At 68.2% G+C, this 25,907-nt stretch carries 28 protein-coding genes; 20 read left to right on the forward strand and 8 right to left on the reverse strand.

What is annotated here, in order from left to right:
* Nucleotides 1-17: 17 nt before the first annotated feature.
* From N5K27_RS06040 to N5K27_RS06075, 8 genes are all read right to left on the reverse strand, one after another.
* On the reverse strand, nucleotides 18-797 hold the full coding sequence (locus N5K27_RS06040) for an ABC transporter ATP-binding protein (RefSeq protein ID WP_087840510.1): 780 nt from the start codon (nucleotides 795-797) through the stop codon (nucleotides 18-20).
* Entirely contained in the window at nucleotides 797-1,594 is a 798-nt protein-coding gene (locus N5K27_RS06045) for an ABC transporter permease (protein WP_087840512.1), read from the reverse strand. Before N5K27_RS06045 ends, N5K27_RS06040 begins: the two co-directional genes overlap by 1 nt.
* Nucleotides 1,587-2,417 carry an ABC transporter permease gene (locus N5K27_RS06050; RefSeq protein ID WP_087840514.1) on the reverse strand — a complete coding sequence of 277 codons (831 nt, stop codon included), beginning with the start codon at nucleotides 2,415-2,417 and terminating at the stop codon, nucleotides 1,587-1,589. The genes N5K27_RS06045 and N5K27_RS06050 overlap by 8 nt, the downstream gene beginning before the upstream one ends.
* A gap of 14 nt (nucleotides 2,418-2,431) precedes the next feature.
* On the reverse strand, nucleotides 2,432-3,487 hold the full coding sequence (locus tag N5K27_RS06055) for an ABC transporter substrate-binding protein (RefSeq protein ID WP_279815219.1): 1,056 nt from the start codon (nucleotides 3,485-3,487) through the stop codon (nucleotides 2,432-2,434).
* A gap of 198 nt (nucleotides 3,488-3,685) precedes the next feature.
* Entirely contained in the window at nucleotides 3,686-4,009 is a 324-nt protein-coding gene (locus N5K27_RS06060; protein ID WP_087840517.1) for a ferredoxin family protein, read from the reverse strand.
* The gene (locus tag N5K27_RS06065) at nucleotides 4,006-5,646 is read right to left on the reverse strand and encodes an FAD-binding protein (protein ID WP_087840519.1); all 1,641 of its coding nucleotides are present in this window, start codon (nucleotides 5,644-5,646) and stop codon (nucleotides 4,006-4,008) included. Before N5K27_RS06065 ends, N5K27_RS06060 begins: the two co-directional genes overlap by 4 nt.
* A gap of 177 nt (nucleotides 5,647-5,823) precedes the next feature.
* A complete protein-coding gene (locus tag N5K27_RS06070) occupies nucleotides 5,824-6,543 on the reverse strand; it encodes an SAM-dependent methyltransferase (RefSeq protein ID WP_279815221.1) in 720 nt (239 codons plus the stop codon).
* Complete coding sequence (locus N5K27_RS06075; RefSeq protein WP_087840524.1) at nucleotides 6,540-7,157, reverse strand: Maf family nucleotide pyrophosphatase; 618 nt, start codon at nucleotides 7,155-7,157, stop codon at nucleotides 6,540-6,542. Before N5K27_RS06075 ends, N5K27_RS06070 begins: the two co-directional genes overlap by 4 nt.
* A gap of 110 nt (nucleotides 7,158-7,267) precedes the next feature.
* Here N5K27_RS06075 and N5K27_RS06080 point away from each other — a divergent pair, with 110 nt between their 5' ends.
* From N5K27_RS06080 to acpS, 20 genes are all read left to right on the forward strand, one after another.
* A complete protein-coding gene (locus N5K27_RS06080) occupies nucleotides 7,268-7,840 on the forward strand; it encodes a DUF177 domain-containing protein (RefSeq protein WP_087840526.1) in 573 nt (190 codons plus the stop codon).
* Nucleotides 7,841-8,083: 243 nt separating this feature from the next.
* The gene (rpmF, locus tag N5K27_RS06085; RefSeq protein ID WP_087840528.1) at nucleotides 8,084-8,266 is read left to right on the forward strand and encodes a 50S ribosomal protein L32; all 183 of its coding nucleotides are present in this window, start codon (nucleotides 8,084-8,086) and stop codon (nucleotides 8,264-8,266) included.
* A gap of 229 nt (nucleotides 8,267-8,495) precedes the next feature.
* The gene (gene plsX, locus N5K27_RS06090; RefSeq protein WP_279815347.1) at nucleotides 8,496-9,572 is read left to right on the forward strand and encodes a phosphate acyltransferase PlsX; all 1,077 of its coding nucleotides are present in this window, start codon (nucleotides 8,496-8,498) and stop codon (nucleotides 9,570-9,572) included.
* Nucleotides 9,569-10,585, forward strand: coding sequence for a beta-ketoacyl-ACP synthase III (locus N5K27_RS06095; protein ID WP_087840532.1), 1,017 nt, complete (start codon nucleotides 9,569-9,571; stop codon nucleotides 10,583-10,585). Before plsX ends, N5K27_RS06095 begins: the two co-directional genes overlap by 4 nt.
* Before the next feature lie 36 nt (nucleotides 10,586-10,621).
* Nucleotides 10,622-11,560, forward strand: coding sequence for an ACP S-malonyltransferase (gene fabD, locus N5K27_RS06100; RefSeq protein WP_279815227.1), 939 nt, complete (start codon nucleotides 10,622-10,624; stop codon nucleotides 11,558-11,560).
* A 157-nt stretch (nucleotides 11,561-11,717) separates the two neighbouring features.
* The gene (gene fabG, locus N5K27_RS06105; RefSeq protein ID WP_087840536.1) at nucleotides 11,718-12,461 is read left to right on the forward strand and encodes a 3-oxoacyl-ACP reductase FabG; all 744 of its coding nucleotides are present in this window, start codon (nucleotides 11,718-11,720) and stop codon (nucleotides 12,459-12,461) included.
* A gap of 105 nt (nucleotides 12,462-12,566) precedes the next feature.
* Entirely contained in the window at nucleotides 12,567-12,806 is a 240-nt protein-coding gene (acpP, locus tag N5K27_RS06110) for an acyl carrier protein (RefSeq protein ID WP_087779058.1), read from the forward strand.
* Between the two features lie 144 nt (nucleotides 12,807-12,950).
* Nucleotides 12,951-14,180, forward strand: a complete 1,230-nt coding sequence (fabF, locus tag N5K27_RS06115) for a beta-ketoacyl-ACP synthase II (RefSeq protein ID WP_087840538.1) — start codon at nucleotides 12,951-12,953, stop codon at nucleotides 14,178-14,180.
* A gap of 37 nt (nucleotides 14,181-14,217) precedes the next feature.
* Entirely contained in the window at nucleotides 14,218-14,718 is a 501-nt protein-coding gene (locus N5K27_RS06120; protein WP_087840540.1) for a protein YgfX, read from the forward strand.
* Complete coding sequence (gene rpoE / locus N5K27_RS06125; RefSeq protein WP_087840542.1) at nucleotides 14,715-15,317, forward strand: RNA polymerase sigma factor RpoE; 603 nt, start codon at nucleotides 14,715-14,717, stop codon at nucleotides 15,315-15,317. The genes N5K27_RS06120 and rpoE overlap by 4 nt, the downstream gene beginning before the upstream one ends.
* Nucleotides 15,318-15,400: 83 nt before the next feature.
* Nucleotides 15,401-16,045 carry an RseA family anti-sigma factor gene (locus N5K27_RS06130; RefSeq protein ID WP_243724644.1) on the forward strand — a complete coding sequence of 215 codons (645 nt, stop codon included), beginning with the start codon at nucleotides 15,401-15,403 and terminating at the stop codon, nucleotides 16,043-16,045.
* Between the two features lie 11 nt (nucleotides 16,046-16,056).
* Nucleotides 16,057-17,076 (forward strand): MucB/RseB C-terminal domain-containing protein, encoded by a 1,020-nt coding sequence (locus N5K27_RS06135; protein ID WP_243724645.1) that lies wholly within the window; start codon nucleotides 16,057-16,059, stop codon nucleotides 17,074-17,076.
* A 78-nt stretch (nucleotides 17,077-17,154) separates the two neighbouring features.
* Nucleotides 17,155-18,615: a DegQ family serine endoprotease gene (locus N5K27_RS06140; RefSeq protein WP_279815349.1), complete on the forward strand. Its 1,461-nt coding sequence runs from the start codon at nucleotides 17,155-17,157 to the stop codon at nucleotides 18,613-18,615.
* Nucleotides 18,616-18,839: 224 nt separating this feature from the next.
* Nucleotides 18,840-20,633, forward strand: a complete 1,794-nt coding sequence (gene lepA, locus N5K27_RS06145) for a translation elongation factor 4 (RefSeq protein ID WP_279815232.1) — start codon at nucleotides 18,840-18,842, stop codon at nucleotides 20,631-20,633.
* A 37-nt stretch (nucleotides 20,634-20,670) separates the two neighbouring features.
* Complete coding sequence (gene lepB / locus N5K27_RS06150; RefSeq protein WP_279815234.1) at nucleotides 20,671-21,573, forward strand: signal peptidase I; 903 nt, start codon at nucleotides 20,671-20,673, stop codon at nucleotides 21,571-21,573.
* A 309-nt stretch (nucleotides 21,574-21,882) separates the two neighbouring features.
* On the forward strand, nucleotides 21,883-22,854 hold the full coding sequence (rnc, locus tag N5K27_RS06155; RefSeq protein ID WP_279815235.1) for a ribonuclease III: 972 nt from the start codon (nucleotides 21,883-21,885) through the stop codon (nucleotides 22,852-22,854).
* Nucleotides 22,855-22,856: 2 nt separating this feature from the next.
* Nucleotides 22,857-23,756, forward strand: a complete 900-nt coding sequence (gene era, locus N5K27_RS06160) for a GTPase Era (RefSeq protein ID WP_279815237.1) — start codon at nucleotides 22,857-22,859, stop codon at nucleotides 23,754-23,756.
* A complete protein-coding gene (gene recO, locus N5K27_RS06165) occupies nucleotides 23,749-24,678 on the forward strand; it encodes a DNA repair protein RecO (RefSeq protein WP_279815239.1) in 930 nt (309 codons plus the stop codon). The genes era and recO overlap by 8 nt, the downstream gene beginning before the upstream one ends.
* Before the next feature lie 40 nt (nucleotides 24,679-24,718).
* Entirely contained in the window at nucleotides 24,719-25,465 is a 747-nt protein-coding gene (pdxJ, locus tag N5K27_RS06170) for a pyridoxine 5'-phosphate synthase (RefSeq protein WP_087840554.1), read from the forward strand.
* Complete coding sequence (gene acpS / locus N5K27_RS06175; RefSeq protein ID WP_087840555.1) at nucleotides 25,465-25,896, forward strand: holo-ACP synthase; 432 nt, start codon at nucleotides 25,465-25,467, stop codon at nucleotides 25,894-25,896. The genes pdxJ and acpS overlap by 1 nt, the downstream gene beginning before the upstream one ends.
* Nucleotides 25,897-25,907: the final 11 nt, after the last annotated feature.

Here is a 25,907-nt window from a genome sequence, read left to right on the forward strand (position 1 = left end):
CGCGATGCGCGGCGGCCTCAGCGCCGCAACTGTCCCAGGATGGCGCGCCGGATGTCGCCGAAGCGCGGATCGGCGCGATCGCGAGGGCGCGGCAGGTCGATCCGGGTCGCGCCGACGACGCGGCCGGGGCGGGGCGCCATGACCGCCACCGTGTCGCTCAGGTAGACGGCTTCCTCCACGTCGTGGGTCACCACGATCACCGTCACCCGCCGCTGCGACCAGATGCGCAGCAACTCCTCCTGCAGGTGGACACGCGTCAGCGAGTCCAGGGCGCCGAAGGGCTCGTCCATCAGCAGTATCTCCGGTTCCGACACCAATGCGCGGGCGATTGCCGCGCGCTGGGCCATGCCGCCCGAAAGCTGGTGGGGATGGGCCTTGGCGAAGGCGGACAGCCCCACCAGTTCCAGCATCGCCGCCACGCGCCGGTCGCGGTCGCGCGGATCGAGATCCAGGCTGTCGAGTCCCAGCGCGACGTTGTCCGCGATGCTCAGCCAGGGGAAGAGACGGTGGTCCTGGAACACCATGCCGCGTTCGATGCCCGGTCCGGCGATGGGCCGGCCGTCGATCAGGATCTCGCCCTCGAATGCCGCGTCCAGGCCGGCCACCAGGCGCAGCAGCGTCGACTTGCCGCAGCCGGACGCACCCACGATGCTCAGGAATTCGCCGTGCCGCAGGTCCAGGTTGATGCGCTCCAGGACCGGCAGCGGCTGGTCGTCCACGGTGTATTGCTTGCCCACCCGGCGCAGGGACAGCGCGTAGGATCCGGGCCGGGCCAGGGAAGGGGAAGATGTCGTCATTAGCGGTCCCGCCAGGTGATGATGCGTGAAAAGACATGGCGCGAGGCCCGGTTGCAGGCATAGCCCACCAGCGCCAGCGCGACGACCCCGGCCAGCACCAGGTCCATGCGGAACAGTTCCCGCGCCGCCACCAGGAACGAACCCAGGCCGCGGCCGACGCCGATCGCGTACTCGGCTCCCACCGTGCCTATCCAGGCAGTCAGCAGCGCGATTTCCAGGCCGATCAGGATGGCGGGCAGCGCGGCGGGCAGGACCATCTTCGTCACTCGGCGCCACGGCCGCAGCCGCAGCACCGCCGCGGTTTCCCAGTAGGCGGGCGCGATCGCCCGCACGCCCTGCTCGGTGTTCAGGAAGGCGGGAAAGAAGGCCGACAGCGAGATGAAGACCACCTTGGCGATCTCGCCCGTGCCGAACCAGGCGGTCAGCAGCGGAATCCATGCGAACAGGGCGATCTGGCGCAGCCCGTGCAGCGTGGGAGCGATTCCGCGCTGGAGCGGGCGCGACAGTCCCAGGGCGACACCCAGCGCGACGCCGGCGGACGCGCCCAGCGCGATGCCGGCCGTGGCCCGCGCCAGGCTGGCGGCCAGCGCGGTCCAGATCTGCCGGCCGTCCGGATCCACGAACGGCGCCGACAGCACCTGGTGCAGCGGAACCAGCAGCGGAGTCCTCGCGAAGCCGGTATCGACCACGGCCAGCCACGCCAGCACCAGGGCGGCGGGCAGGACGGCGCCGCGCCGCACGCGGGGTGGAATGCGCGAGAGGGCGGCCAGCGGCCCTTGCCAGGCGGTATCAGCCATGGGGCGGCACCTTGCGGTTCAGGATCTGCTCGATGGCCAGCAGGGCGCGATCCAGCGCGAAGCCCGCCAGCCCCACCACGATCATGCCGACGATCACGATGTCGGTCTGGAACTGCTTGCGGCCCCACACCATCATGTAGCCGATGCCCTCGGTGGCGGCCAGCATCTCGACGACGATCAGGGCGATGAACGCGTGGCCCAGACCCAGCCGCACGCCGCTGAAGACCGGGCCCAGGCTGGCGGGCGCGATCACCCGGATGAAGCGGGTCCAGGGCCGCAGGCGCAGCACCCGCGCGGTTTCGAGGTGGGTCTTGGGGATGTCGCGTATGCCCTGGGCGGTATTGATGACGATGGGCACGAAGACCGCCTTGGCGATGATCAGGATCTTCAGCGTCTCGGCGATGCCGAAGACCAGGATCAGGATGGGTATCCAGCCGATGGACGGAATGGCGAACAGCGCGCGCAGCAGCGGGTCGAGATAGTCGCGCGCGGTGTTCGAGACCCCCAGCGCGATGCCGGTGGCCAGGCCCAGCGCGGCGCCCAGCAGGAAACCCATGCCGATGCGGTGCAGGCTGACGGCGAAGTTCGCGGCGATGTCGCCGTTCTCCAGCAGTTCCACGAAGCTGGCCCATACCTGTTCCGGCGCCGGCAGGATCTGTGGTGCCATCCAGCCCTGCGAGGCGGCCAGTTGCCAGGCGCACAGCGCCAAGGCCGGCAGCAGCAGGGGAAGCAGCGCGGCGCGCCAGGCCCGCGAAGGGCGAGGGCGAGGCGTGGAGGCGGGGACGGCGATCGCGTCCAGGCGGGCGTCGGTATGGGAAGCCATGGCTGTCGCTCCGCTCAGCCTTCCAGCGGCTTGCCGCTGGCGTCACGCCGTGGCCAGGTTCGCTGCAGGCCGAGTTGGTCGAGCGCCTGGTCGACGTACCGGGGCAGGAACCATTGCTGCAGGTCGATGCCCGAGCGGATCAGTTTCTGTTCCCGGCTGAAGGCGATGGCGTCGCGGTACTGGGAGATGAAGAATTCGTCGATGCGCGGATTGAATACGTCCTTGAGCGCCACGCCCGCATATTCGTCGCGCAGTGCCGGGTAGGGCACGCCGGAGCGGGTCCAGATCTGCAGGGCTTCCTCGCGGTTCTCCTCATGGCCCAGCCACTCCGCCGCGCGCACCAGCCCGCGCACCACGCGCTGCGTGGCCTCGGGGTAGCGCTGCTCGAACGATTCCGTCACCGTGATCGCGCCGAAGCCGGCTGCCTTGGGGCCGATGTCGTGCGAGCTGTAGAACACCTTGGCCAGTCCCTTGTCGCGCAGCGACAGCAGCACGCTCGAACCGATCACCGCGTCCACGCTGCCTGCCGTGAGCGCCGCCAACTGGTCTGCGGTGGCCAGGTCGAGCAGGGTCACGTCCTTGAGGGTCAGGCCGTTTCCCTCCAGGGCCTTCAGGAAGGCCCAGTGGAGCACCGTGCCCTTGGCCACGGCCACCCGCTTGCCCTTGAGGTCCTTGAACGACCTGACCGGCAGGTCGGGCCGGGCCACGCCGAAGATGGTGGTGTAGCCGTACGAGGCCACGATGCGCGTGGGCAGCCCGTTGGCGCGGCCGACGATGTTGGGCAGCGAGCCGTACTGGGCGAAATCCAGCCGCTTGTTGGCGATGGCCTCGTTGATCGCCGGCCCCGTGCCCGTGAAGTACTCGAAGCTCAGCTTGACCGGCGTGCCCTTGAATTCATCGGCGATGAATCCCTTGCCCTGGGCGATCGCCAGCACCGCCAGCCCATAGGGCTTGCCGAATCCCTGTCCGAACCCGCCGAACCGCACCTGCTCCGGCCAGCCCTGCGCCTGCGCGCCCGCCGCCACCAATCCCGACACCACCGCCGCCGCCGCATAACGAATGAACCGCATATTCCTATCCTTGTTGAAAATGACGATGCCCCCAGCCGTTGCCAGGGCACAGCGGATCCGGCTCCGCCGGTGCCGCCCCCACGGGGCCCGGCGCCGGGCCGCCCCAGGGCGGGCCCCGGCCCCCTGTGGGGGGGGCTGCCGCGTAGCGGCTGGGGGCTCACCCGTGCAGGGCGCGCGCAAGCGCGTAGGGGGGCTCTATCAATGCGCGCGAATCAACAGCTCGAAGCTGCTGTCGCGCCGTGCCGTCGCCGTGCGCCCGGCGCCCCAGCCGATCGCGGCACGGTAGCTGCCCATCAAGGGTTGCGCCGCGGCTTCCTCGACCGCCTGCGCGGCGTCGGCCGACGGCGCCACGTACAGCGCGTCCACCGGGCAGTAGAGCTCGCACATGAAGCAGGTCTGGCAATCGGATTGCCGCGCGATGCGCGGCGGGCCGCCGGGAACGAGATCGAAGACGTTCGTGGGGCAGGCGTGCACGCAGATGTTGCAGGCGGTGCAGCGTTCGGCGCTGACGATCTCGATCATGCCGCCACCTTGCCCGTGTAGGCGCCCGGGGTCGCGGGCGTCGAGACGGCCTGCGTGCGCACCCAGACCTCGTCCAATCCGCCGCTGACCAGCCGATGGTGCTGGGCGGGGTCGACGGCCGCGTGCTCGGCGCGCCGGTGCATGCCGCGCGTTTCGGTGCGTCGCAGGGCGCTGCGATACATCCAGCGCGAGGTTGCCAGCATGGCCGCCGCCTCGCGGGCGCGCACCCACTGCGTGCCCGTGCCCGCGGGGCGTCCGTGGCGCACGCGGGCCCATAGTGCATCCAGCCGTCGCAGCGAGTCCTCCAGCAGCGGTCCGCTGCGCGTCCAGTTGCGTTCGGTGGGAAACACCTCGGCCTGCACCGCGCGGATGACCGCGTCCGCGTCCCACGGGGCGGACGGGTTGCCGCCCAGCCCGGCGACGCCGGCGCGATGGACGTTGCGATGGCCGAAGGCGCGCGCCTCGCGGGCGAACCGGGCGGCGCCGGCACCGGCCCAGAAACCCGAGGACATGGCCCATGCGGCGTTGTGGCTGCCTCCGCCGGTGAAGGCTCCGCAGATCAGCTCGCGCGTGGCGGCGTCGCCCGCGGCATACAGCCCGGCCACCGTCGTGGCGCAGTCATCGTCGACCACATGCAGGCCGCCGGTGCCGCGCACCGTGCCTTCCAGGCGCAGCGTGACCGGGAAGTGCTGGGTGAAGGGATCGATGCCCTGCCGGTCGAAGGGGACGAAGAAGTTGGGCTGGGCGGTGCGCATCCAGGCGCGGATGGATGCGTCGGCGCGGTCCAGGCAGGCGTAGACGGGCTGGGTCGCCAGCGTCCTGGCGATGACGCCGCGTCCGCGCGACGAGCCCGCCCCCTCGATGCGTTGTCCATCGCGGTCGTAGAAGGTCGCCCAGTTGTAGAACAGGGACTTGGTGACCGACGCGAAGGCCGGGCCCAGTCCATAGGCGTTGGAGAACTCCATGCCCGACAGCTCGGCCCCGGCTTCGGCTCCGAGCAGGTAGCCGTCGCCGGTCAGGACGTTGCAGCCCAGCGCGCGGCTCAGGAAGGCGCAGCCGCCCGTGGCCAGCACCACCGCGCCGGCGCGGGCCACCCACGTCGAACCCGTCTGGCGGTTGATGCCGAAGGCGCCGCAGACCGTGCCGTGCTCGTCCACCAGCAGCTCCAGCACCGGGCTGTGGTCGAGGATGCGCGCGCCCGCCTGCTTGGCCGCCTTGCGCATCAGCCGCATGTAGTCCGGGCCCTGCAGCGAGGTCCGGTGCAACTGGCCGTGTTCGTCCTGCGGAAAGGGGTAGCCCCATTCCGTCAGTGTCTCGATGTTGTTCCACGTCTGTTCCAGCACGCGGTCCATCCAGGCGTGCTCGGCCAGGAAGCCGCCCATTTCCAGTCGGCTGGCCTTGGCCTTCTCGCGCGCGGCGGTGTCGCGCGGGACGTGCCATACCCCGGTGCCGGAGGGCGCGGTCGCGCCGGAGGTGCCGCAGTATCCCTTGTCCGCCAGCAGCGCGCGCGCGCCGCGTGCGGCCGCGCTGACGGCGGCCCACGTGCCGGCCGGGCCGCCTCCTATGATCAGCACATCGGCATCGTGCCGGACCGAGGCTTCGATGCCGGGCAGGGGGTGCAAATCGCGTACCGCCATGTTCGTCTCTCCTGGAACCGGCCGTGGGCCGGAGTGCGGGGGACCGCAGCGGGAGAAGAGCGCCTTCTCCCGCATGCCGGTCGTTCATGTCCAAGGATGCTAGAGACGGAAGGCTGGCCGCCCAACGATTTCTTTCGTGCTTGGTTATCCGTTTATCGCATGTGATGCAGTGCCTGGTCAGCCCTTGGCCAGGAACAGGAACAGCGTGGGCTGCTTGTCCAGGTCGGGCGGCGGCAGGCGCTTCCAGTCCGCGACGCTGTTCGTGCGCACCCATTCGCGATCCGTGGTGAGCGAGCGGGCGACGCACAGCAGGGTCGCCGGCCGCAGCGTGGCCAGCATCGTCGCGAACATGGCGCCGTTGCGATAGGGCGTCTCGATCAGGAGCTGGGTCTGGTTGTGCCGCGCCGAGGTTTGCTCCCACTCTCGCAACTGGCGAGCACGCTCGCCCGCGTCGACCGGCGCGTAGCCGTGGAAGGCGAAGCGCTGGCCGTCCAGGCCGCTGGCCATCAGGCCGAGCAGGATGGAGGAGGGGCCCACCCACGGCTGCACGCGTATGCCCATGGCATGCGCGGCGCGGGCCACGCGCGCGCCGGGGTCGGCCACCGCCGGGCAGCCGGCCTCTGAGACCAGTCCGATTTCGCCGCCCGCCGCGATGGGCTTGAGCCAGGCGGCGATGTCGCGGTCGTCGGTACGGGCATCCAGGGTGTGGATGGTGATTTCCTGGATGGGCCGCACGGTGCCGATGGCCTTCAGGAAAGCGCGCGCGGTCTTGGCATTCTCGGCGATGTAGGTGTCCAGCCGGCCGGCCAGGGCACGGGCCTCGGCGGGCAGCCAGCGCTCGGGCGGCGCGTCGCCCAGCGAGACGGGGACCAGGTGCAGGATGCCGGAGGATTTCATGCCCGGGGCTCCTCGAGCGCGTCCAGCGGGTCCATGCCGAAGCCGGCCAGCAGCCGGGTCAGGGCGATCAGCGGCAGGCCGATCAGGGCGGTGGGGTCGTCGCTTTCTATGCGCTCCATGAGCGCGATGCCCAGCGCCTCGGCCTTGGCGCTGCCGGCCGTGTCGTAGGGGCGCTCGGCGTGCAGGTAGGCGCGCAGCGCCCGGTCGGACAGTTCGCGCAACATGCATCGCGTGCTTACGACGGCGGTCGCCGGCCGCCGGCCGTCATCCACGGCCACGGCGGTGTGGAAGAAAACCGTGCGGCCGCGCATGGCCTGCAATTGCGCGAGCGCCTGCTCGAAGCCGCCGGGCTTGCCGATGGGGGCCCCGTCCACCGTCGCGACCTGGTCCGAACCGATCACCAGGGCGCCCGGACGGGCCTGGCTCACGGCGCGGGCCTTGGCCAGGGCCAGTCGCAGGGCCAGGTCCTCGGGCGCTTCGCCCGGAACCGGTGTTTCGTCCACGCCGGGCGCGGCTACGGAGAAGGGAAGCCTCAGCCGTTCGAGCAGCTCGCGGCGGTAGGGGGAGGTCGAGGCGAGGATCAGGGACCGCGCCGTGGTTTCGGAGCTTGCCATGGTGGGATAAGTGTTTGACTTGTTTGACTCTTTTCGGGTTTTCACGCTATTATCCAACGTTTTCCCGAGCTTCTTTTCCACCAAGGGAAAAACATGCAAGGCGGCAGGTCGTGAAAGAGTCCAGCGAACCCGGCGCGGTGCGCCACATCGATGCGTTCGAGTTCGTTCGGCTCGGGCGGTCGCTCGAAGGCAGCGCGCCGCTCGCGCGTTTCGTCCGGTTGCTGGACGGCTTGCCCGAGCAGGATCCTTCCGCGGTAGTGCGCTGGTCGGCCCAGGCCGACCGCGGTCCGCTGGGCGAACCCCTGATCCGGCTCGCTGTCGAAACGGTCCTGACCGTGCAGTGCCAGCGTTGCCTGGGGCCGCTGGCGATGCCCATCGAATCCGAGGTCGCGCTGCAGCTGGTCGAAACCGAGGCCGAGCTCGACGACCCGGACTCGTTCGACGAGTCCGACCTGGAAGAGCTCGGTTCGGGGCAGGATTTCGAGAAAGTGCTGGGGTCGCGTCGCTTCGATCTGTTCGAGCAGGTCGAGGACGAGCTGATCCTGAGCGTGCCGTACGTCCCTCGGCACGACGTCTGTCCCGACGGCGGGGGCGGATCCTCGGGCGATGCGCCCGAGAAAAAGCCGTCGCCGTTCGCGGTGCTGGCCGGGCTGAAAGGCTCGACGGGCGATGTCGGCAAATAAGCGACATATTTTGTGTATAGTCGCAGCGAACCGGATTGGGGCCTCGGGCTTCGCGTCCGGCGCGATGCGGACAAGTAAGCGATCGTTGTAAGCGTTTTCGTAGTAGTTTGGGTTTTTGGACGGCGTTTCGGGCAAGCCTGCGCAGACCGCCGTCATCATTCGAGAAAGCAGGTTTTAGAACTCGCGGCGGTCACGCGTAGGCATCTGGCTTACAATGCGCGCCGTTCCTAGGAGTCCAGTCACATGGCCGTTCAGCAAAACAAAAAGTCGCCTTCCAAGCGTGGCATGCACCGCGCCCACGATTTCCTGACCAATCCCCCCGTTGCGGTCGAACCGACCACGGGCGAGACGCACCTGCGTCACCACATCAGCCCCAACGGCATCTATCGCGGTCGCAAAGTCCTCAAGACCAAGAACGACGAGTGATACCGAACGGCCCTGGGCAGTCCCTTGCACTGGGGTCGTTTACTCAGGGGTGGAATGCGGACGCCGCGAGGCCGCAAGGTCGGCGTTCCTCCCCTGGGCACTTGCGGAATGGTTTTTCCGGTCTTGTCTGTCCCGCCGAACCAGGTTTGCCGATGACCGATACAGCTTGCGTCTGTAGCGATCCGGGCAGCCGCCGCGCGCGCGGGCAGGCGTTTCTGCGTCCATGGCTATGATCCGTATCGCGATCGATTGCATGGGAGGCGATTTCGGCCTGCCCGTGACGATTCCTGCTGCCCTGGCGTTCGCCGACCGCCATCCCGGTGTCGAGCTGCTGCTGGTCGGCCTGGCCGACCAGGTCGAAGCCCGTCTGGCGCAGGCCAAGGCCTCTTCCGCCCAGCGGGAGAGGCTGCGCATCGTGCCTGCTACCGAAGTCGTCACCATGGACGACAAGGTCGAGGTCGCGCTGCGCCGCAAGAAAGATTCCTCCATGCGCATCGCCGCCGAACTCGTGCGCGACGGCCAGGCCGACGCCTGCGTCTCGGCGGGCAATACCGGCGCATGGATGGCCATTTCCCGCTATGTGCTCAAGACGCTCGATGGCATCGATCGTCCCGCCATCGCCAAGGCCATACCCAACCAGTCGGGCGGCATGACCGTCATCCTGGACCTGGGCGCCAACGTCGATTGCACGGCCGAGCACCTGCTGCAGTTCGCCATCATGGGTTCGGCGCTGGTTTCCAGCGTCGGCCATCGCGAGCGGCCCACCGTGGGCCTGCTCAACATCGGCGAGGAAGCGATCAAGGGCAACGACGTGGTCAAGCAGGCCGCCGAGCTGCTGCGCGGCAGCGCGCTGAACTTCCACGGCAACGTCGAGGGCAACGATATCTTCAAGGGCACCGTGGACGTGGTTGTCTGCGATGGCTTTGTTGGTAACATCGTGCTCAAGTCTTCCGAGGGCCTGGCCAAGATGCTGGGCGTCTTCATCAAGGAAGAGTTCAAGAGAAACCTGTTCACGCTGTTGATGGGCGCCATCGCCACGCCGGTGCTGAACCGCTTCCGCCAGCGCGTGGATCCGCGCCGCTACAACGGAGCGGCACTGCTGGGGCTGCGCGGCGTCGTCATCAAGAGCCATGGTTCCGCCGACACCTACGCGTTCGAATGGGCCCTGCAGGACGCCTACGACGCGGTCGAAAGCGGCTTGCTCGGCCGGACTGCGCAAACCATCGCGCAGATCACGAGCGTGCCGGCCGGCGGGGCCGAGCATGAGGCCGGCCTCGAGCCGTCCTCGCACGGAGATATTGCATGAGTGCAACAGCGGCGCATCCGTCCAGCAGCCCGGCTCCCGCGGCATGGTCGAGAATCGTCGGTTCGGGCAGTTGCCTGCCCGAGCGCGTGGTCAGCAATGACGAACTGGCGGCCGAACTGGCCCAGCGCGGCGTCGAGACGTCCGACGCCTGGATCGTCGAGCGCACCGGCATCCGCCAGCGCCACATCGCCGAGCGCGGCGTCACGTCCAGCGACCTGGGTACCGAGGCCGCGCGGCGCGCGCTGCAGGATGCCGGGGTCGACGCCGCGGAGCTCGACCTCATCGTCGTCGCCACCTCGACACCCGACTTCGTCTTTCCCAGCACGGCCTGCCTGATCCAGGCCAGGCTCGGCGCCTCGCGCGCCGCCGCCTTCGACGTCCAGGCCGTCTGCACGGGCTTCATCTACGCGCTGACCACCGCCGACAGCTTCGTGCGCGCCGGCCGGGCCCGCAAGGCCCTGGTCATCGGCACCGAGGTCTTTTCGCGCATCCTCGACTGGAACGACCGGTCGACCTGCGTGCTGTTCGGCGACGGTGCCGGCGCCGTGGTGCTCGAGGCCTCGCCCGAGCCGGGCGTGATGGCCGCCAGGCTGCATGCCGACGGCAGCCAGACCAAGATCCTGTGCGCCGCCGGGAACGTGGCCTATGGCGAGGTGACCGGCGATCCCTTCCTGCGGATGGAGGGGCAGGCGGTCTTCAAGCAGGCCGTCACGGTGCTCGACCGCGTGGCGCAGGAAGTGATGGAGGAAGCGGGCGTGCCGCTGTCCGAGCTGGACTGGCTCATTCCCCACCAGGCCAACGTACGCATCATCAACGCCACCGCCAAGCGCCTCGGCATCCCGCTCGAACGCGTGGTGTCCACGGTGGACCTGCACGCCAACACCTCGGCGGCCAGCGTGCCGCTGGCCCTGGACGCCGCCCGCCGCGACGGCCGCGTCAAGCGGGGTGACCTGGTGATGCTGCAGGGCGTGGGCGGCGGATTCACATGGGGCGCCGTGCTGGCGCGCATGTGAGTCCGGTAGGAAAACAGAACAAGCGGGGCTTTACCCATGACTAAAATCGCATTCGTCTTTCCCGGCCAGGGTTCGCAGTCGGTCGGCATGCTCGACGGCTTCGCGGGCAACGCCTCGGTGGCGGACGTCGTGGCCCGTGCCGGCGCCGCCCTGTGCGAGGACCTGGGCGGCCTGATGGCCAACGGCCCGGCCGAACGACTGAACCTGACCACCTACACCCAGCCGGTCATGCTGACCGCCGGCGTGGCTGCCTATGCTGCCTGGCAGGCGGCGGGCGGGCCGGCTCCCGCCGTGGTCGCCGGGCACAGCCTGGGCGAGTACGCGGCGTTGGTCGCCGCCGGCTCGCTGACGCTGGAAGATGCCGTGCGGCTGGTCCGCATCCGTGCCGACGCCATGCAGTCCGCGGTGCCCGTGGGGCAGGGCGGCATGGCGGCCATCCTGGGCCTGACCGACGACCAGGTGCGTGCCGCCTGCGCCGCCGCGGCCCAGGGCGAGGTGGTCGAGCCCGTGAACTTCAATGCGCCGGCGCAGGTCGTGATCGCCGGCAGCAAGGCCGCCGTGGAGCGCGCCTGCGAGGCCGCCAAGCAGGCGGGCGCCAAGCGCGCGCTGCCCTTGCCGGTCTCGGCGCCTTTCCACTCCAGCCTGATGCAGCCGGCCGCCCAGACCCTGGCCAAGGCGCTGGAGGCCATCGACATCCAGTCCCCCCATATCCTGGTGCTCAACAACGTGGACGTGGCCGCGCCGACCGAGCCGGCGGCGATCGCCGACGCGCTGGTCCGCCAGGCCTGGCATCCGGTACGATGGGTGGAAACCATACAACTGATGCAGTCACAGGGGATTACCCACGTCGTCGAGTGTGGCCCGGGCAAGGTGCTGACCGGCCTGACCAAGCGCATCGCCCCCGAGCTGACGGCGCTGGCCGTGACGGACCAGGCGTCGCTGCAAGCCGCCCTGGAGGCGGTGGCCTCCAATTAGGGCTCCCCCTAGGCGCTGACGCGCGCCCCCCAAGGGGCGATGCAGGTGGACCGGCGGAGCCGGATCCACCGCATCCTGGCAAGAGCGGGAGAAGGGGCGGGGTTGGATGGATAAGTCCGGGGCGCTGGGGCGCGCCGGGATGAGATAAGGAAAAATCATGGAATTGCAAGGCAAGGTCGCCCTGGTGACGGGCGCGTCGCGGGGGATAGGCAAGGCGATCGCGGCGGAATTGGCCGCGCGGGGTGCGACGGTGGTCGGGACCGCCACGACCCAGGCCGGCGCCGACACCATCACCGAGGCGCTGAGCGGGTTTCCCGCCAAGGGGCGCGGCGTGGTGTTGCAGGTGAACGACGCCGCGGCGGTGGACGCCCTGGTGGACGAGATCGGCAAGGCCGACGGCGGTCTGCACATTTTGGTCAACAACGCCGGCATCACCCGAGATACACTCGCGATGCGCATGAAGGACGAGGATTGGTCGGCGGTGATCGACACCAATCTGACGGCGGTGTTCCGCCTGTCCCGCGCCGTCATGAGGGGGATGATGAAGGCCAAATGGGGCCGGATCATCAACGTGACCTCGGTGGTGGGGGCCAGCGGCAACGCCGGCCAGGCAAACTACGCCGCCGCCAAGGCCGGGGTGGCCGGAATGACCCGCGCGCTGGCGCGGGAGCTGGGCAGTCGCAACATCACCGTCAACTGCGTGGCGCCGGGTTTCATCGACACCGACATGACCCGCGCCCTGGGGGACGAGCAGACCGGTGCCTTGCTGGGACAGATCCCGCTGGGCCGGCTGGGCCGTCCCGAGGACATCGCCCACAGCGTCGCCTTCCTGGCTTCGCCGGGGGCCGGATATGTAACCGGTGCCACCTTGCACGTCAACGGCGGCATGTACATGAATTGATTTCCGCGTATTGCAACCGCGATATGCATTCGTCCGGCCGGGCCGCTTTAGACAGGCGAGCTTGGCTATAATTCAGTTAGATATAGACCCTTTTGGAGGATCTCCATGGATAGCATCGAACAGCGCGTCAAGAAGATCGTCGCTGAGCAACTCGGCGTCAACGAAGCCGAGATCAAGAACGAATCTTCTTTTGTCGACGACCTCGGTGCCGATTCGCTCGATATGGTGGAACTCGTCATGGCGCTCGAAGACGAGTTCGAGACCGAGATTCCCGACGAGGAAGCCGAGAAGATCACGACCGTGCAGCAAGCCATCGACTACGTTGGCGCGCACATCAAGAAGTAAATCGTTTTCGTGCGATGACGCGGGCGGCTCATCGGCCGCCTTCGTTTTTTAAGTTCGGCGCGGCCATGCGCGACCTTGCCGGAGCCAACGGCGGGAGGGCAGCTGCCGGATTCGCTTTTTCTCCGCGCACTTGAGGAGTAGTCAGTGAAGCGACGCGTCGTCATCACCGGTCTCGGTATCGTTTCCCCTGTGGGCAATGACATCGCCTCCGCATGGGACAACATCGTCAACGGCCGTTCAGGCATAGACCGCATCACCCGCTTCGACCCCACCGATTTCAACTGCCATATCGCCGGTGAAGTCAAAGGATTCGACGCAAGCCAGTTCGTGCCCGCCAAGGAAGTGCGCCAGATGGATACCTTCATCCATTATGGCATCGCGGCCGGCGTGCAGGCCTTGAAGGACAGCGGGCTTGAAATCACCGATGCCAACGCCGAACGCGTCGGCGTCATCGTCGGCTCGGGTATCGGCGGCCTGCCCCGCATCGAGGAAACCGAGGCCGATTACCTGCAGCGCGGCGCGCGCCGCATTTCGCCTTATTTCGTCCCGGCGTCGCTGATCAACCTGATCTCGGGCCAGCTGTCGATACGCTATGGCATGAAGGGACCCAGCTACGCCGTGGTGTCGGCGTGCACCACCGGCCTGCACAGCATCGGTGACGCCGCGCGCCTGATCGAGTACGGCGATGCCGACGTCATGCTGGCCGGCGGCGCCGAGTCCACCGTGTCGCCGCTGGGTATCGGCGGCTTTGCCGCCATGCGGGCGCTGTCCACCCGCAACGACGATCCCAAGACGGCGTCGCGTCCCTGGGACCGCGATCGCGACGGCTTCGTGCTGGGCGAGGGCGCGGGCGTGCTCGTGCTCGAGGAATACGAACATGCCAAGAAGCGCGGCGCGCGCATCTATGGCGAATTCGCCGGCTACGGCATGAGCTCCGACGCCCACCACATCACGGCGCCCGACCGCGAAGGACCTTGCCGCGGCATGGTCAACGCGCTGCGCAACGGCGGGATCAACAAGGAAGAGGTCCACTACGTCAATGCCCACGGCACCTCGACGCCGCTGGGAGACAAGAACGAGACCGAGGCCCTGAAGCTGGCCTTCGGCGACCACGCCAAGCAGATCGTGGTCAGCTCGACCAAGTCCATGACGGGCCACCTGCTGGGCGCCGCCGGCGGCATCGAAGCCGTGTTCACGACGCTGGCCGTCTATAACCAGGTTGCTCCGCCCACCATCAACATCTTCAATCAGGACCCCGAGTGCGATCTGGACTACTGCGCCAACCAGGCGCGGCAGATGAAGATCGACGTCGCGCTGTCGAACTCCTTCGGGTTCGGCGGTACCAACGGCACGATGATCGTGCGCAAGGTCTGATTTGAGCGATATCGGGACGGCACCCTCCGGTCTGTCCATGCTGGCGCATCTGCGGCCTTCGCGCCGCGCCGGCCTGCTGGGGCATTGCATCGCCCTGGCAGCGGGATGGGCCGCGGCCGCCGGGACCTGGTTCGCGCTGGCCGGTTCGCCGTTGGCCTGGGCGGCAGCCCCGGCTGCCGGCCTGGGGCTGGCGCTGGGCGCCATCGTCTGCCAACGCCGGGCGCGCCAGCCGTTTCGGGCGCTTGCCGTCGATGCCGGCGGCAACTGGGCGCTGGCCGACCACCAGGGCTGGCGGCGTTTCCGTCCCCGCCACATCTGGCATTCCCCGCTGGGCTGGCTGACGCTGCAGGGCGACCTCGCGCCGCCGCCCGGACGGCCCCGGGCCCCCGCGCGTGCGACGCTCACCGTGTGGGCCGACAGCCTGGAGGCCAGGGAATGGCGGCAACTGCGCATGGCCGTCGCCTGGACCGAGCAGCGGGGCGAAGGCCTGCTGGTCGCGCCCCAGGCTCGTGATCCCCGCCTGGGGGCCTCGGCATGACGAGCGAGCGCGAGATCGACGCCGAGCTGGTCGCCCGCGTGCAGCGGGGCGACAAGAAGGCGTTCGAACTGCTGATGCTGAAGTACCAGCGCAAGATCCTGCGCCTGCTGTCGCGTTTCATCCGCGATCCCAGCGAAATCGAAGACGTCGCCCAGGAGGCCTTCATCAAGGCCTATCGCGCGCTCCCGCAGTTCCGCGGGGAAAGCGCCTTCTATACCTGGCTCTACCGCATCGCCATCAATACCGCCAAGAACCACCTGGTGGCTTCGGGCAGGCGTCCCAGCTCGCCGTCCGAATACGAGAACGAGGATGGTGAAACTTTCGACGAAACCGACAACCTAAGCGATATCAACACGCCAGAATCCATGATGGCGACCCGCGAAATTGCCGAAACGGTCAATTTGGCGATCGAAGCTCTTCCCGAGGAGCTGCGAACGGCTATCGTGTTGCGCGAGATTGAAGGAATGAGCTATGAGGACATCGCCCAGTCGATGGGATGTCCCATAGGCACCGTGCGATCCCGGATCTTCCGGGCGCGCGAGGCAATTGCGGCCCGATTGCGGCCCCTGCTGGATACCCAGGACGACAAGCGTTGGTAGCCAGGGGAGCAGGGCGGCATGAATTTTGGGCAAAATGGCAGGTAACCGGGCAATCGGCAGCCCCGGAGGTTATGGAAATGCAGGTGACATCGCATCGGAATGAGTCCGTCGGTTTCGGCCGGGAAGCGGCCGCGTCTGCGCAGGACGATCTGGACGGGTTGAATCAGGCCCGCGTCGAGGAATGGCTGTCGGCCTACATGGACGGCGAACTCGCCGACGAGGCCGATGAAGCGGAAGCGGCAGTGTCCGCCTACCTGGCGACGGGCGCAGGCCGCGCCGACTGGGACCTCTACCATCTGGTCGGCGACGTGGTGCGCACGCCCGAACTGGCGCTGCCCGTGTCGTCCGGCTTCCACCGGCGCTTCCTCGAGGCGCTGGAACACGAGGCGCCCATCGTCGCGGCGCCCCGGCGGACGATTTCCCGCCGGTTCATGACGCGCTATGGTTTTCCCGGTCTGGCTGCGGCGGCCGCCGTCGCCTCGGTCACCTGGATCGCCCAGCCCTATTTCGGCGGGCAGGGCGCACCGGTCGAATTTTCCGCCAGCGCCCAGCCCGCCGCCACGCCGGCCGTCGTCCAGGTCGCCGCGCCGGCCGCGGCGCGCCGGGCCGAGCCGGCGGTCGATGTTTCGCTGGGCGAATACCTCGAGGCCCACCGGCAGATCGCCGGCCGGAGCGCCATCCGGCAGGTGTCGGCCACCTCTTTCGAATCCGCCGCAGGGCAACGTTGAAGGAAGGTCTCGTGTCGGAGGTTAGTCGTTCGGCCGTGGTGTGGTCCACACGTTCCCTGGCGTTCGCCATGCTGTGCCTGGTGACGATCGCGTCCCAGGCCCAGCCCCCGGCCCCCGCGGCCCCGGCCGATGGCACCGGGTTGTTGCAGCGCATCCAGGCCTCGGCCCGGGAACTCAATTATTCCGGCGTCTTCGCGTATCAGCAGGGCGCCTCGATGCAGTCCTCCCGCATCACCCATATCTACGACGGCAAGAGCGAGCACGAGCGCCTCGAGCTGCTGGACGGCCAGCCGCTGGAGTTTCTGCGCAAGGACGACGAGATCCAGTGCCTGCTGCCGCAGAAGCGCGCCGTGCTGGTCGAGACCCGGACCGCGCGCGATCGTTTCCCCGGCCTGATGATAGGCGGCCCGGACCAACTGGGCGAGCACTACGACGTCAGCGTCGAGCCCCAGCCGGAACGGGTGGCCGACCGCGACTGCCAGGTCATCACCCTGCGCCCCCGGGATGCCGATCGCTACGGCTACCGGCTGTGCGCCGACAGCAGCTCCGGGCTGCTGCTGCGGGCCCAGACCCTGTCGCCCGAGGACGACGTGGTCGAGCAGGTCGCCTTCATTGCGCTGCAGGTGGGGGCGGATGTCGATCGCAAGCAACTCAAGCCGCGCTGGAAGACCGAGGGCTGGCGCGTCGTGCGCACGCAATTGAAGCCGGTCAAGCTGGCCGATCTCGGCTGGAAGGTGGGCGAACCGGTGGGTTTCCACAGGATGATGGAAGTCCAGCGTTCGATGGGCGGCAAGCCCGACGTCAAGCAGGTCATGTTGTCGGATGGCCTGGCGGCGATTTCCGTCTTCATCGAGCCCTATAGCGAATCGCATCCGCGGCAGGTCGGGCCGGGCGCCCGCGGCGCCATCAATGTGGTGGGGCGCCGCCTGGGCGACCATTGGATCACCGTGCTGGGCGAAGCGCCGCTCGGTACGATTCAACAGATCGCCGATTCGATAAGCTATACGCCGGTGGCCGCGCGCAAGCCTTGAGCGCCGCCGGTTCGAGCCTTTTCTTTACCCGGAGCTTACATGTCAGTTTTCCATGGTGCTGCGTGCTATCCGCATCCGATGAAACGGGTGTGCTCGACCCTGGGCACCGCGTTCCTGCTCGTCCTGTTCGCCGCGCTGCTGCTGGCCGCCGGCCAGCCGGCCGCGCAGGCGCAGACCCGTGCCTTGCCGGATTTCACCGATCTCGTGGCCAAGGCCGATCCTGCCGTGGTCAACATCCGAACCACCGCACGGGCCGTGGCACGCGGCCCCTATGGCGGCGGGGGCGGCCAGGACCCCTACGAGCTTTTCCGCTGGTTCTTCGGTCCTGATTTCGTGCCTCCCGGCCGGGGGCCCCGGCAGCCGACCCCGCCGGGCAACAACGACGAGGGCCAGGAGGTTCCGCGCGGCGTGGGATCGGGGTTCTTCATCTCGGCCGACGGCTACGTCCTGACCAACCACCACGTGGTCAACGGCGCCGACGACATCTACGTCACCCTGACCGACCGGCGCGAGTTCAAGGCCAAGGTCATCGGCTCGGATGAGCGCACCGACGTGGCCTTGATCAAGATCGAGGCCACCGGCATGACGCCGCTCAAGCCGGGCGATCCCACCCAGCTGCGCAAGGGCGAGTGGGTCCTGGCCATCGGCTCGCCATTCGGGCTCGACTCCACCGTCACCGCGGGCATCGTCAGCGCCACGGGCCGGGACACGGGCGACTACCTGCCGTTCATCCAGACCGACGTGGCGGTCAATCCCGGCAACTCCGGCGGTCCGCTGCTGAACATGCGCGGCGAGGTGGTGGGCATCAATTCGCAGATCATTTCCCGCAGCGGCGGGTTCATGGGCATCTCGCTGGCCATTCCCATCGACGAAGCCATGCGCGTGGCCGACCAGTTGCGTTCCAGCGGCCGGGTCATCCGTGGCCGCATCGGCGTGCAGATCGGCGAAGTCAGCAAGGAAGTCGCCGACGCCATCGGGCTGGGCCGGACCGCCGGCGCCTCGGTGGGCATGGTCGAGCCGGGCAGCCCCGCCGAGAAGGCCGGGATCGAGCCGGGCGACGTCATCCTGAAATTCAACGGCAAGACGATCGAACGTTCGTCCGACCTGCCGCGCACGGTGGGCGAGACCAAGCCGGGCACCAAGGCCACGATCCAGGTCTGGCGGCGCGGCGGTACCCGCGACCTGTCCATCACCGTTGGAGAGCTCGAGCCGGACAAGGCCGCCGCGGCCCGCCAGGACGAAGGGGGCAGCCAGGCCCAGAAGACCAACGTGCTGGGGCTGGTGGTTTCCGACCTGCCCGCCGCCCGCCGCCGCGAGCTGCGGGTCCGGGGCGGGGTGCAGGTGGACGCCGCCGACGGCCCCGCGGCACGGGCCGGCATCCGCCAGGGGGACGTCATCCTGGCCCTGGACAATACCGAAATCACCGGCGCCGCGCAGTTCAACGGGCTGGTGGCCAAGATCGACCGGAGCAAGGTCCATGGCGTGCTGGTCCGGCGCGACGACCTGACCCAGTGGGTGCCGATACGGCCCACCAGGTAGTCCGGCAGACATTCGCGCTCGGCGGTAAAATGCCGGGTCGCGACATATCTATCAGGCAAGCCGTGCGGGAACGTCCCGCACGGCCGATACAGGCGGGGCGCGTTGCGCCCCCTTTTTTTGCAAATCCCCAAGGGCACCGCGGACCGGCTTCGCCGGTCCGCCAGTGCCGCCCCCTCGAGGGGGCGCGCGCAGCGCGTAGGGGGTGGGCTCATCATTTGGATCGCATGCAGCACATTCGCAATTTCTCCATCATCGCCCACATCGATCACGGCAAATCGACGCTTGCCGACCGCATCATCCACCGCTGCGGGGGCTTGTCGGACCGGGAAATGGAGGCCCAGGTACTCGACTCGATGGACATCGAGCGCGAGCGCGGCATCACGATCAAGGCCCAGACCGCCGCGTTGCGCTACCAGGCGCGGGACGGCAATACCTACAACCTGAACCTGATCGATACCCCGGGGCACGTGGACTTCTCGTATGAAGTCAGCCGTTCGCTGTCGGCCTGCGAAGGGGCGCTGCTGGTGGTCGACGCCTCGCAGGGCGTGGAGGCCCAGACCGTGGCCAATTGCTACACGGCCATCGAGCTGGGCGTCGAGGTCGTGCCGGTGCTGAACAAGATGGACCTGCCGCAGGCCGACCCGGAAACGGCCAAGCAGGAAATCGAGGAAGTCATCGGCATCCCGGCGGATGACGCCATCCCGGCCAGCGCCAAGACCGGCATGGGGATCGACGACATCCTGGAGGCGGTCATCGCCCGCATCCCGCCGCCCGAGGGCGATGCCGCCGAGCCGCTGCAGGCGCTCATCATCGACTCCTGGTTCGACAACTACGTGGGCGTGGTGATGCTGGTGCGCGTGGTCAACGGCGTGCTCAAGCCCAAGGAAAAGCTGCTGCTGATGGCCACGGGCGCCGCGCACCTGTGCGAACAGGTCGGCGTGTTCACGCCCAAGTCCGAAGCCCGCACGCACCTGTCGGCGGGGGAAGTGGGCTTCGTCATCGCCGGCATCAAGGAACTCAAGCACGCCAAGGTGGGCGACACCATCACCCACGCCTCCAAGCCGGCCGCCGCGCCGCTGCCGGGCTTCAAGGAGATCAAGCCGCAGGTATTCGCCGGCCTGTATCCGGTCGAATCCAGCGAGTACGACTCGCTGCGCGACTCGCTGGAAAAGCTCAAGCTCAACGATGCCGCATTGATGTACGACCCGGAAGTCTCGCAGGCGCTGGGTTTCGGCTTCCGCTGCGGCTTCCTGGGGCTGCTGCACATGGAAATCGTGCAGGAGCGGCTGGAGCGCGAGTTCGACATGGACCTCATCACCACCGCGCCATCGGTGGTCTACGAGGTCGAACTGCGCGACGGTTCGGTGGTCATGGTCGACAGCCCGTCCAAGATGCCCGAGGTGGGCAAGATCGCCGACGTGCGCGAGCCCATCGTCACGGTCACGCTGTTCATGCCTCAGGAGTACGTGGGGCCGGTCATCACCCTGTGCACGGCCAAGCGCGGCATCCAGATCAACATGGCCTACCACGGCCGCCAGGTCCACCTGACCTACGAGATCCCGCTGGCCGAGATCGTCCTGGACTTCTTCGACAAGCTCAAGTCCGTGTCGCGGGGCTATGCCTCGATGGACTACGAGTTCAAGGAATACCGCAGCGCCGACGTGGTGCGGGTCGACCTGCTGATCAACGGCGACAAGGTCGACGCGCTGTCGCTCATCGTGCACCGCGCCAACGCCCGTGCCCGCGGGCGGGACGTGACCGCCCGCATGCGCGAGCTCATTCCCCGGCAGATGTACGACGTGGCCATCCAGGCCGCGATCGGCGCCGAGGTCATCGCGCGCGAGAACGTCAAGGCCTTGCGCAAGAACGTGCTGGCCAAGTGCTATGGCGGCGACATTTCCCGCAAGAAGAAGCTGCTCGAAAAGCAGAAGGCCGGCAAGAAGCGCATGAAGCAGGTCGGCAGCGTCGAGATTCCGCAAGAAGCTTTCCTGGCCATTCTGCAGGTGGAGGACAAATGAACCGCGGTGTTGTGAACCATATCGAGGGGAAGGGGGCATGAGCCTGAATTTCGCGCTGATCCTGTTCGTGCTGCTGGTGGTGACCGGCATCGTCTGGGCATTCGACCGCGTGTCCCTGCGTCCGCAGCGTACCGCCCGCATGGCCCGCGCCGCGGCCGAGTTCGACGCCGGGCGCGCCCAGTCGGTGCGCGCCGCCAGCGGCGAGGCCGAGGTCGCACGCCAGCGCCAGGAAGCGGTGGACCGCGCCGGCAAGATGCCCTGGTGGGTGGAGTACTCCGTCAGTTTCTTCCCGGTCATCCTGTTCGTGTTCGTGCTGCGCTCGTTCGTGGTCGAGCCGTTTCGCATCCCCTCGGGCTCGATGATGCCCACGCTGCAGATCGGCGACCTGATCCTGGTCAACAAGTTTTCGTACGGCTTGCGCCTGCCCATCGTGGACAAGAAGGTCGTCCCGCTGGGCGACCCGCAGCGCGGTGACGTCGTCGTCTTCCGCTATCCGGTCGATCCGCAGGTCGACTACATCAAGCGCGTGGTCGGCGTGCCGGGCGACGAGGTGGCCTACCTGAACAAGCGGCTGACCATCAACGGGCAGGAAATACCCATGAAAAAAGTAGGGGAATATTTCGACCCCGACCGGGTTTCCTACGCCGCGCTATATGATGAAAACCTCAAGGGCGTAAATCATCAGATATTGATAGATGAGCGACGTTCGCCGGAAATCGATCCTTTTGGGAGCTATCCGAACCGCGACGCCTGCGAATACTCCCGCGAGGGCGTGCGTTGCAAAGTGCCCGCAGGCAATTATTTCGTCATGGGCGATAATCGGGATAACAGCGCGGACAGCCGGTATTGGGGTTTCGTGCCGGATTCGAATATCGTGGGCAAGGCGTTTTTCGTCTGGATGAACTTCGGGGACCTGAAACGGATTGGCCGCTTCCATTGATGTCTTGCGCCATGCGCCGCACCGCATGAATTCGTCGCCTACCTCCGCCTGTCGCACCCGGCCGCAAGCGCCCCCCGCGCCTGGCGGCGCGGCCGCGCATGCGCATTGCCCCGCCACGCAGCTTCTCCATCCGTCATCAGCCGGGTCGTACCCATGGGCACAGCGGATCCGGCTCCGCCGGTCCACCAGTGCCGCCCCGGGGGGCTCGGCGCCGGGCCGCCCCAAGGCGGGGCCCCGCCCCCTCGGGGGGCTGCCGCGTAGCGGCTGGGGGCTCACCATGCCGGGCGCGCGCAGCGCGTAGGGGGGGCCATGAATCTCGAGACCAGCCTCGCCTACACCTTCAGGAACAAGAGCCTCCTGGAGCAGGCGCTGACGCATCGCAGCCATAGCAGCAAGCACAACGAACGCCTGGAGTTCCTGGGCGACAGCGTCCTGAACTGCGCGATCGCCTCCCTGTTGTATGACCGCTTCGCCCGCATCGACGAGGGCGACCTGTCGCGCCTGCGCGCGAACCTGGTCAAGCAGGCATCGCTGGCCGACATCGCCCAGCGGGTGGAACTGTCCCGCTTCCTGCGGCTGGGCGAAGGCGAACTCAAGAGCGGTGGCTTTCGCCGGCCGTCGATCCTGGCCGACACGCTCGAGGCCATCTTCGGCGCCATCTTCATGGATGGCGGCTTCGACGCGGCCAGCGCCGTGATCGCCCGGCTCTACAAGCCCGTGCTCGAGACCGTCGATCCCAAGACGCTGGGCAAGGACGCCAAGACGCTGCTGCAGGAATACCTGCAGGGCCGCAAGATCGCGTTGCCGGTCTATACGGTGGTGGCCACGCACGGCGCGGCGCATAGCCAGGAATTCGAGGTCGAGTGCGCCATCCCCAAGCTGGACGTGCAGGTGGTCGGCATAGGCGGCAGCCGCCGCGCCGCCGAGCAGGCGGCCGCCAAGCAGGCGCTGGAAGCCGCGCTGGCCGCCAATCCGACGCCGGCCAAGCGTTCGCCCCGCGCGCGCAAGACGGCCCAGTTGTCGCTGCCGGTTGCGGTGGCGCAGGAAGTGCCGGACGAACCCGCCAACGCCGCCAAGGTAGAGGCGGCCGCCGTTTCGGCTCCGGCCAGGGCCGCCGTGATCGAGGCGCCCGTCGCCAAGATCACCTCGACCCAGGCCGCCGAGGGCAAGGCGCCCGTCCCGGCGGCCGCGCCCCGGAAAGAACCCCAGGCAGCGCCTCCGGCGCCGCAGCCTCCCGGCGAAACCCTGTCCGCCTCGGGGCAGCCCGCCGGCAAGAAATGACCATGTCTTCTGATTCCTCCACCGCCAGCCGCTGCGGTTTCGTCGCCATCGTCGGCCGGCCCAACGTCGGCAAGTCGACCCTCCTGAACGCGCTGATCGGCGCCAAGGTCAGCATCGTCTCGCGCAAGGCGCAGACCACGCGCCACCGTATCCACGGCGTCTTCACGCGTGGCGCCGAGCAGTTCGTGTTCGTCGACACGCCCGGTTTCCAGACCCGCCACGGCGGCGCGATGAACCGCATGATGAACCGCGTGGTGACCCAGGCGCTGGCCGACGTGGACGTGGTGGTCCACGTGGTCGAGGCCGGCAAGTGGTCCGAGGGCGATGCCAACCTGCTGCCGCTGTTGCCGGCGCGGGCGCGGCGCATCCTGGCCGTGAACAAGACCGACCTGCTCAAGGACCGCGACGCGTTGTTTCCCTACGTGTCGCGCATCATGGGGCTGCATCCCTACGATGCCGTCGTGCCGGTCAGCGCCGCCAAGTCGCGCCAGCTCGATCACCTGCTGGACGAGATCGCCAAGGGGCTGCCGGAAGGCGAGCCCATGTTCGAGGAAGACACCCTGACCGACCGGCCGGTGCGCTTCATCGCCAGCGAGCTCATACGCGAGAAGATCTTCCGCCTGGTCGGCGACGAGCTGCCCTACGGGTCCACCGTGGTGATCGAGCAATGGGAAGAGCAGCCCCGCGTGACCCGCATCGCGGCCTGCGTGATCGTCGACCGGGACAGCCATCGGCCTATCCTCTTGGGAACCGGGGGCGAACGCATGAAGCGCATCGCCACCGAGGCCAGGCAGGACATCGCCAAGCTGATCGACAAGCCGGTGCACCTGGAAATCTATGTGAAGGTGCGCAAGGGCTGGACCGAGCGCGAAAGCGCGCTGCGCGACCTGGGTTATGAGTAATTCCCGGGATCCCGTGGCGCCGGACGAGATCTTGCCCGACGCCGCAGGATCGCTGTTCCGGCGGACGCCCCTGGCGGCCGCTCCGGCGCCCGCCAGGCAGGCGCGTCCGCGTGGCCGCGGGCACCGGGTGGACGATGTCCCCGCCTTTCTGATCCACAGTTATCCCTATCGCGAGACCTCGCTGATCCTGGACGTGTTCACGCGTTCCCACGGACGGCTGGCCCTGGTGGCCAAGGGCGCGAAGCGGCCCCATTCGGCGCTGCGGCCGGTACTGATCGCCTTTCAGCGGCTGAGCCTGTCCTGGAGCGGCGCGGGCGAGATCAAGACCCTGGTGCGGGCCGAGTGGTCCGGGGCACCCCAGCGCCTGCAAGGGGCCGCAGCCATGTCGGGCTGGTACCTGAACGAGCTGCTGCTGCGCCTGCTGGGACGCGACGATCCGCACGAATCCTTGTACGACGCCTATGTCGACGCCTTGTCCAGGCTGGCCGCGCAGCCCCGGTTGTCGGCTGCCTTGAGGGAGTTCGAATGGCGGCTGCTGTGCGAGATCGGCTATGGCTTCGACCCGGCCGCAACGGGCAACGACGAGCCCGTGCAAGCCGGCATGCGCTACCGTGTGCCGCTGGAAGCCGGGCCGGAGCCCGAGGAGCCCGAAGCGCCGCAACTGGGCACGCCCATTACCGGTGAGTCGCTGTTGGCGCTGGCCGCGGGCCGCTTCGACGATGTCGCCGCCGAGCCCGAGCTGCGCCGCTTGCTGCGGGAACGGCTGGACTATCATATGAATGGCCGGCCGATGGCGACGCGGCAGGTATTGCGAGACCTGAGGAGTTTTCCCCCCCTGCGCGCTGACGCGCGCCCCCCCGGGGGTGATGCGGGCGGACCGGCGGAGCCGGATCCACCGCATCCTGGAAAAGCCGCCGATTGACCGGCGAGAGGGGCTGAATGGATGGAATTGTTGGATATCTATGATTGATCTGGGCGTCAATATCGACCACGTGGCGACGCTGCGGCAGCAGCGGCACGTTTCCTATCCGGATCCGGTCCGGGCCGCGCTGGTGGCAGAGGAGGCGGGCGCGGACCTGATTACCTTGCATCTGCGCGAGGATCGCCGGCATATCCAGGACGCGGATGTCGAGAGCCTGCGGGGCAAGCTGCGCACGCGCATGAACCTGGAATGCGCCATCACGCCGGAAATGCTGGAGATCGCCTGCCGGATCCGGCCACAGGACGTCTGCCTGGTGCCCGAGAAACGCCAGGAGCTCACCACCGAAGGCGGACTGGACGTGCTGGGGCATTTCGACGATGTGAAGGCCGCCGTGTCGCGGTTGCACGATGCCGGCGTGCGGGTGTCGCTGTTCATCGATCCGCAGGCGGACCAGATCGAGGCCGCCGCCCGCACGGGCGCGACCGTGATCGAACTGCATACCGGCGCGTATGCCGAGGCCGTGGCGGATGCGGCGCAGCGGGAACTGGCGCGCATCCGGGACGCCGTGGCGGTCGGGTTGCGGCAGGGCTTGCGCGTCAACGCCGGCCATGGATTGCACTACGAGAACGTGCAGCCGGTCGCGGCCCTGGACGGCATCGCCGAGCTCAACATCGGCCACGCCATCATCGCCCAGTCCGTGTTCTGCGGCCTGGAGACGGCGGTGCGCGAGATGAAGGCCCTGATGATCACCGCGCGCAGCGGTGCCTTGCCGAGGCCGGCGCATTGATGCCCGAGCCGCTGCGCGACGGTGCGCTTCCCGCCCTGGCCGGCATCGGCATTGACCTGCTGCGGGTCGAACGCATCGAGCAGGCCCTGGCGCGCCGGGGCGACCGCTTCGCGCAGAAGATCCTGGGCGCCGAGGAATTCGCGAAATTCACCGCGCGCCGCAGCCGCGACCCGCAGCGCGGCGTGCGTTTCCTGGCCACGCGCTTCGCCGCCAAGGAGGCCTTTTCCAAGGCCGTGGGACTGGGCATGCGCATGCCCATGACCTGGCGCCGCATGCAAACGCTCAACGCGCCGGGCGGGCGGCCCGTCGTGGTCCTGGCCGAGCCGCTCAAGACCTGGTACGAGGCGCGCTTCGGCGCCGCCCACGTATCGCTGACCGACGAACACGACATGGTCGCCGCCTACGTCATCGTGGAGACGCGGCGCCCGTGACGGATCCGATC

Source organism: Pigmentiphaga sp. GD03639 (genome assembly GCF_029845405.1).
Classification (GTDB): domain Bacteria; phylum Pseudomonadota; class Gammaproteobacteria; order Burkholderiales; family Burkholderiaceae_B; genus Pigmentiphaga; species Pigmentiphaga daeguensis.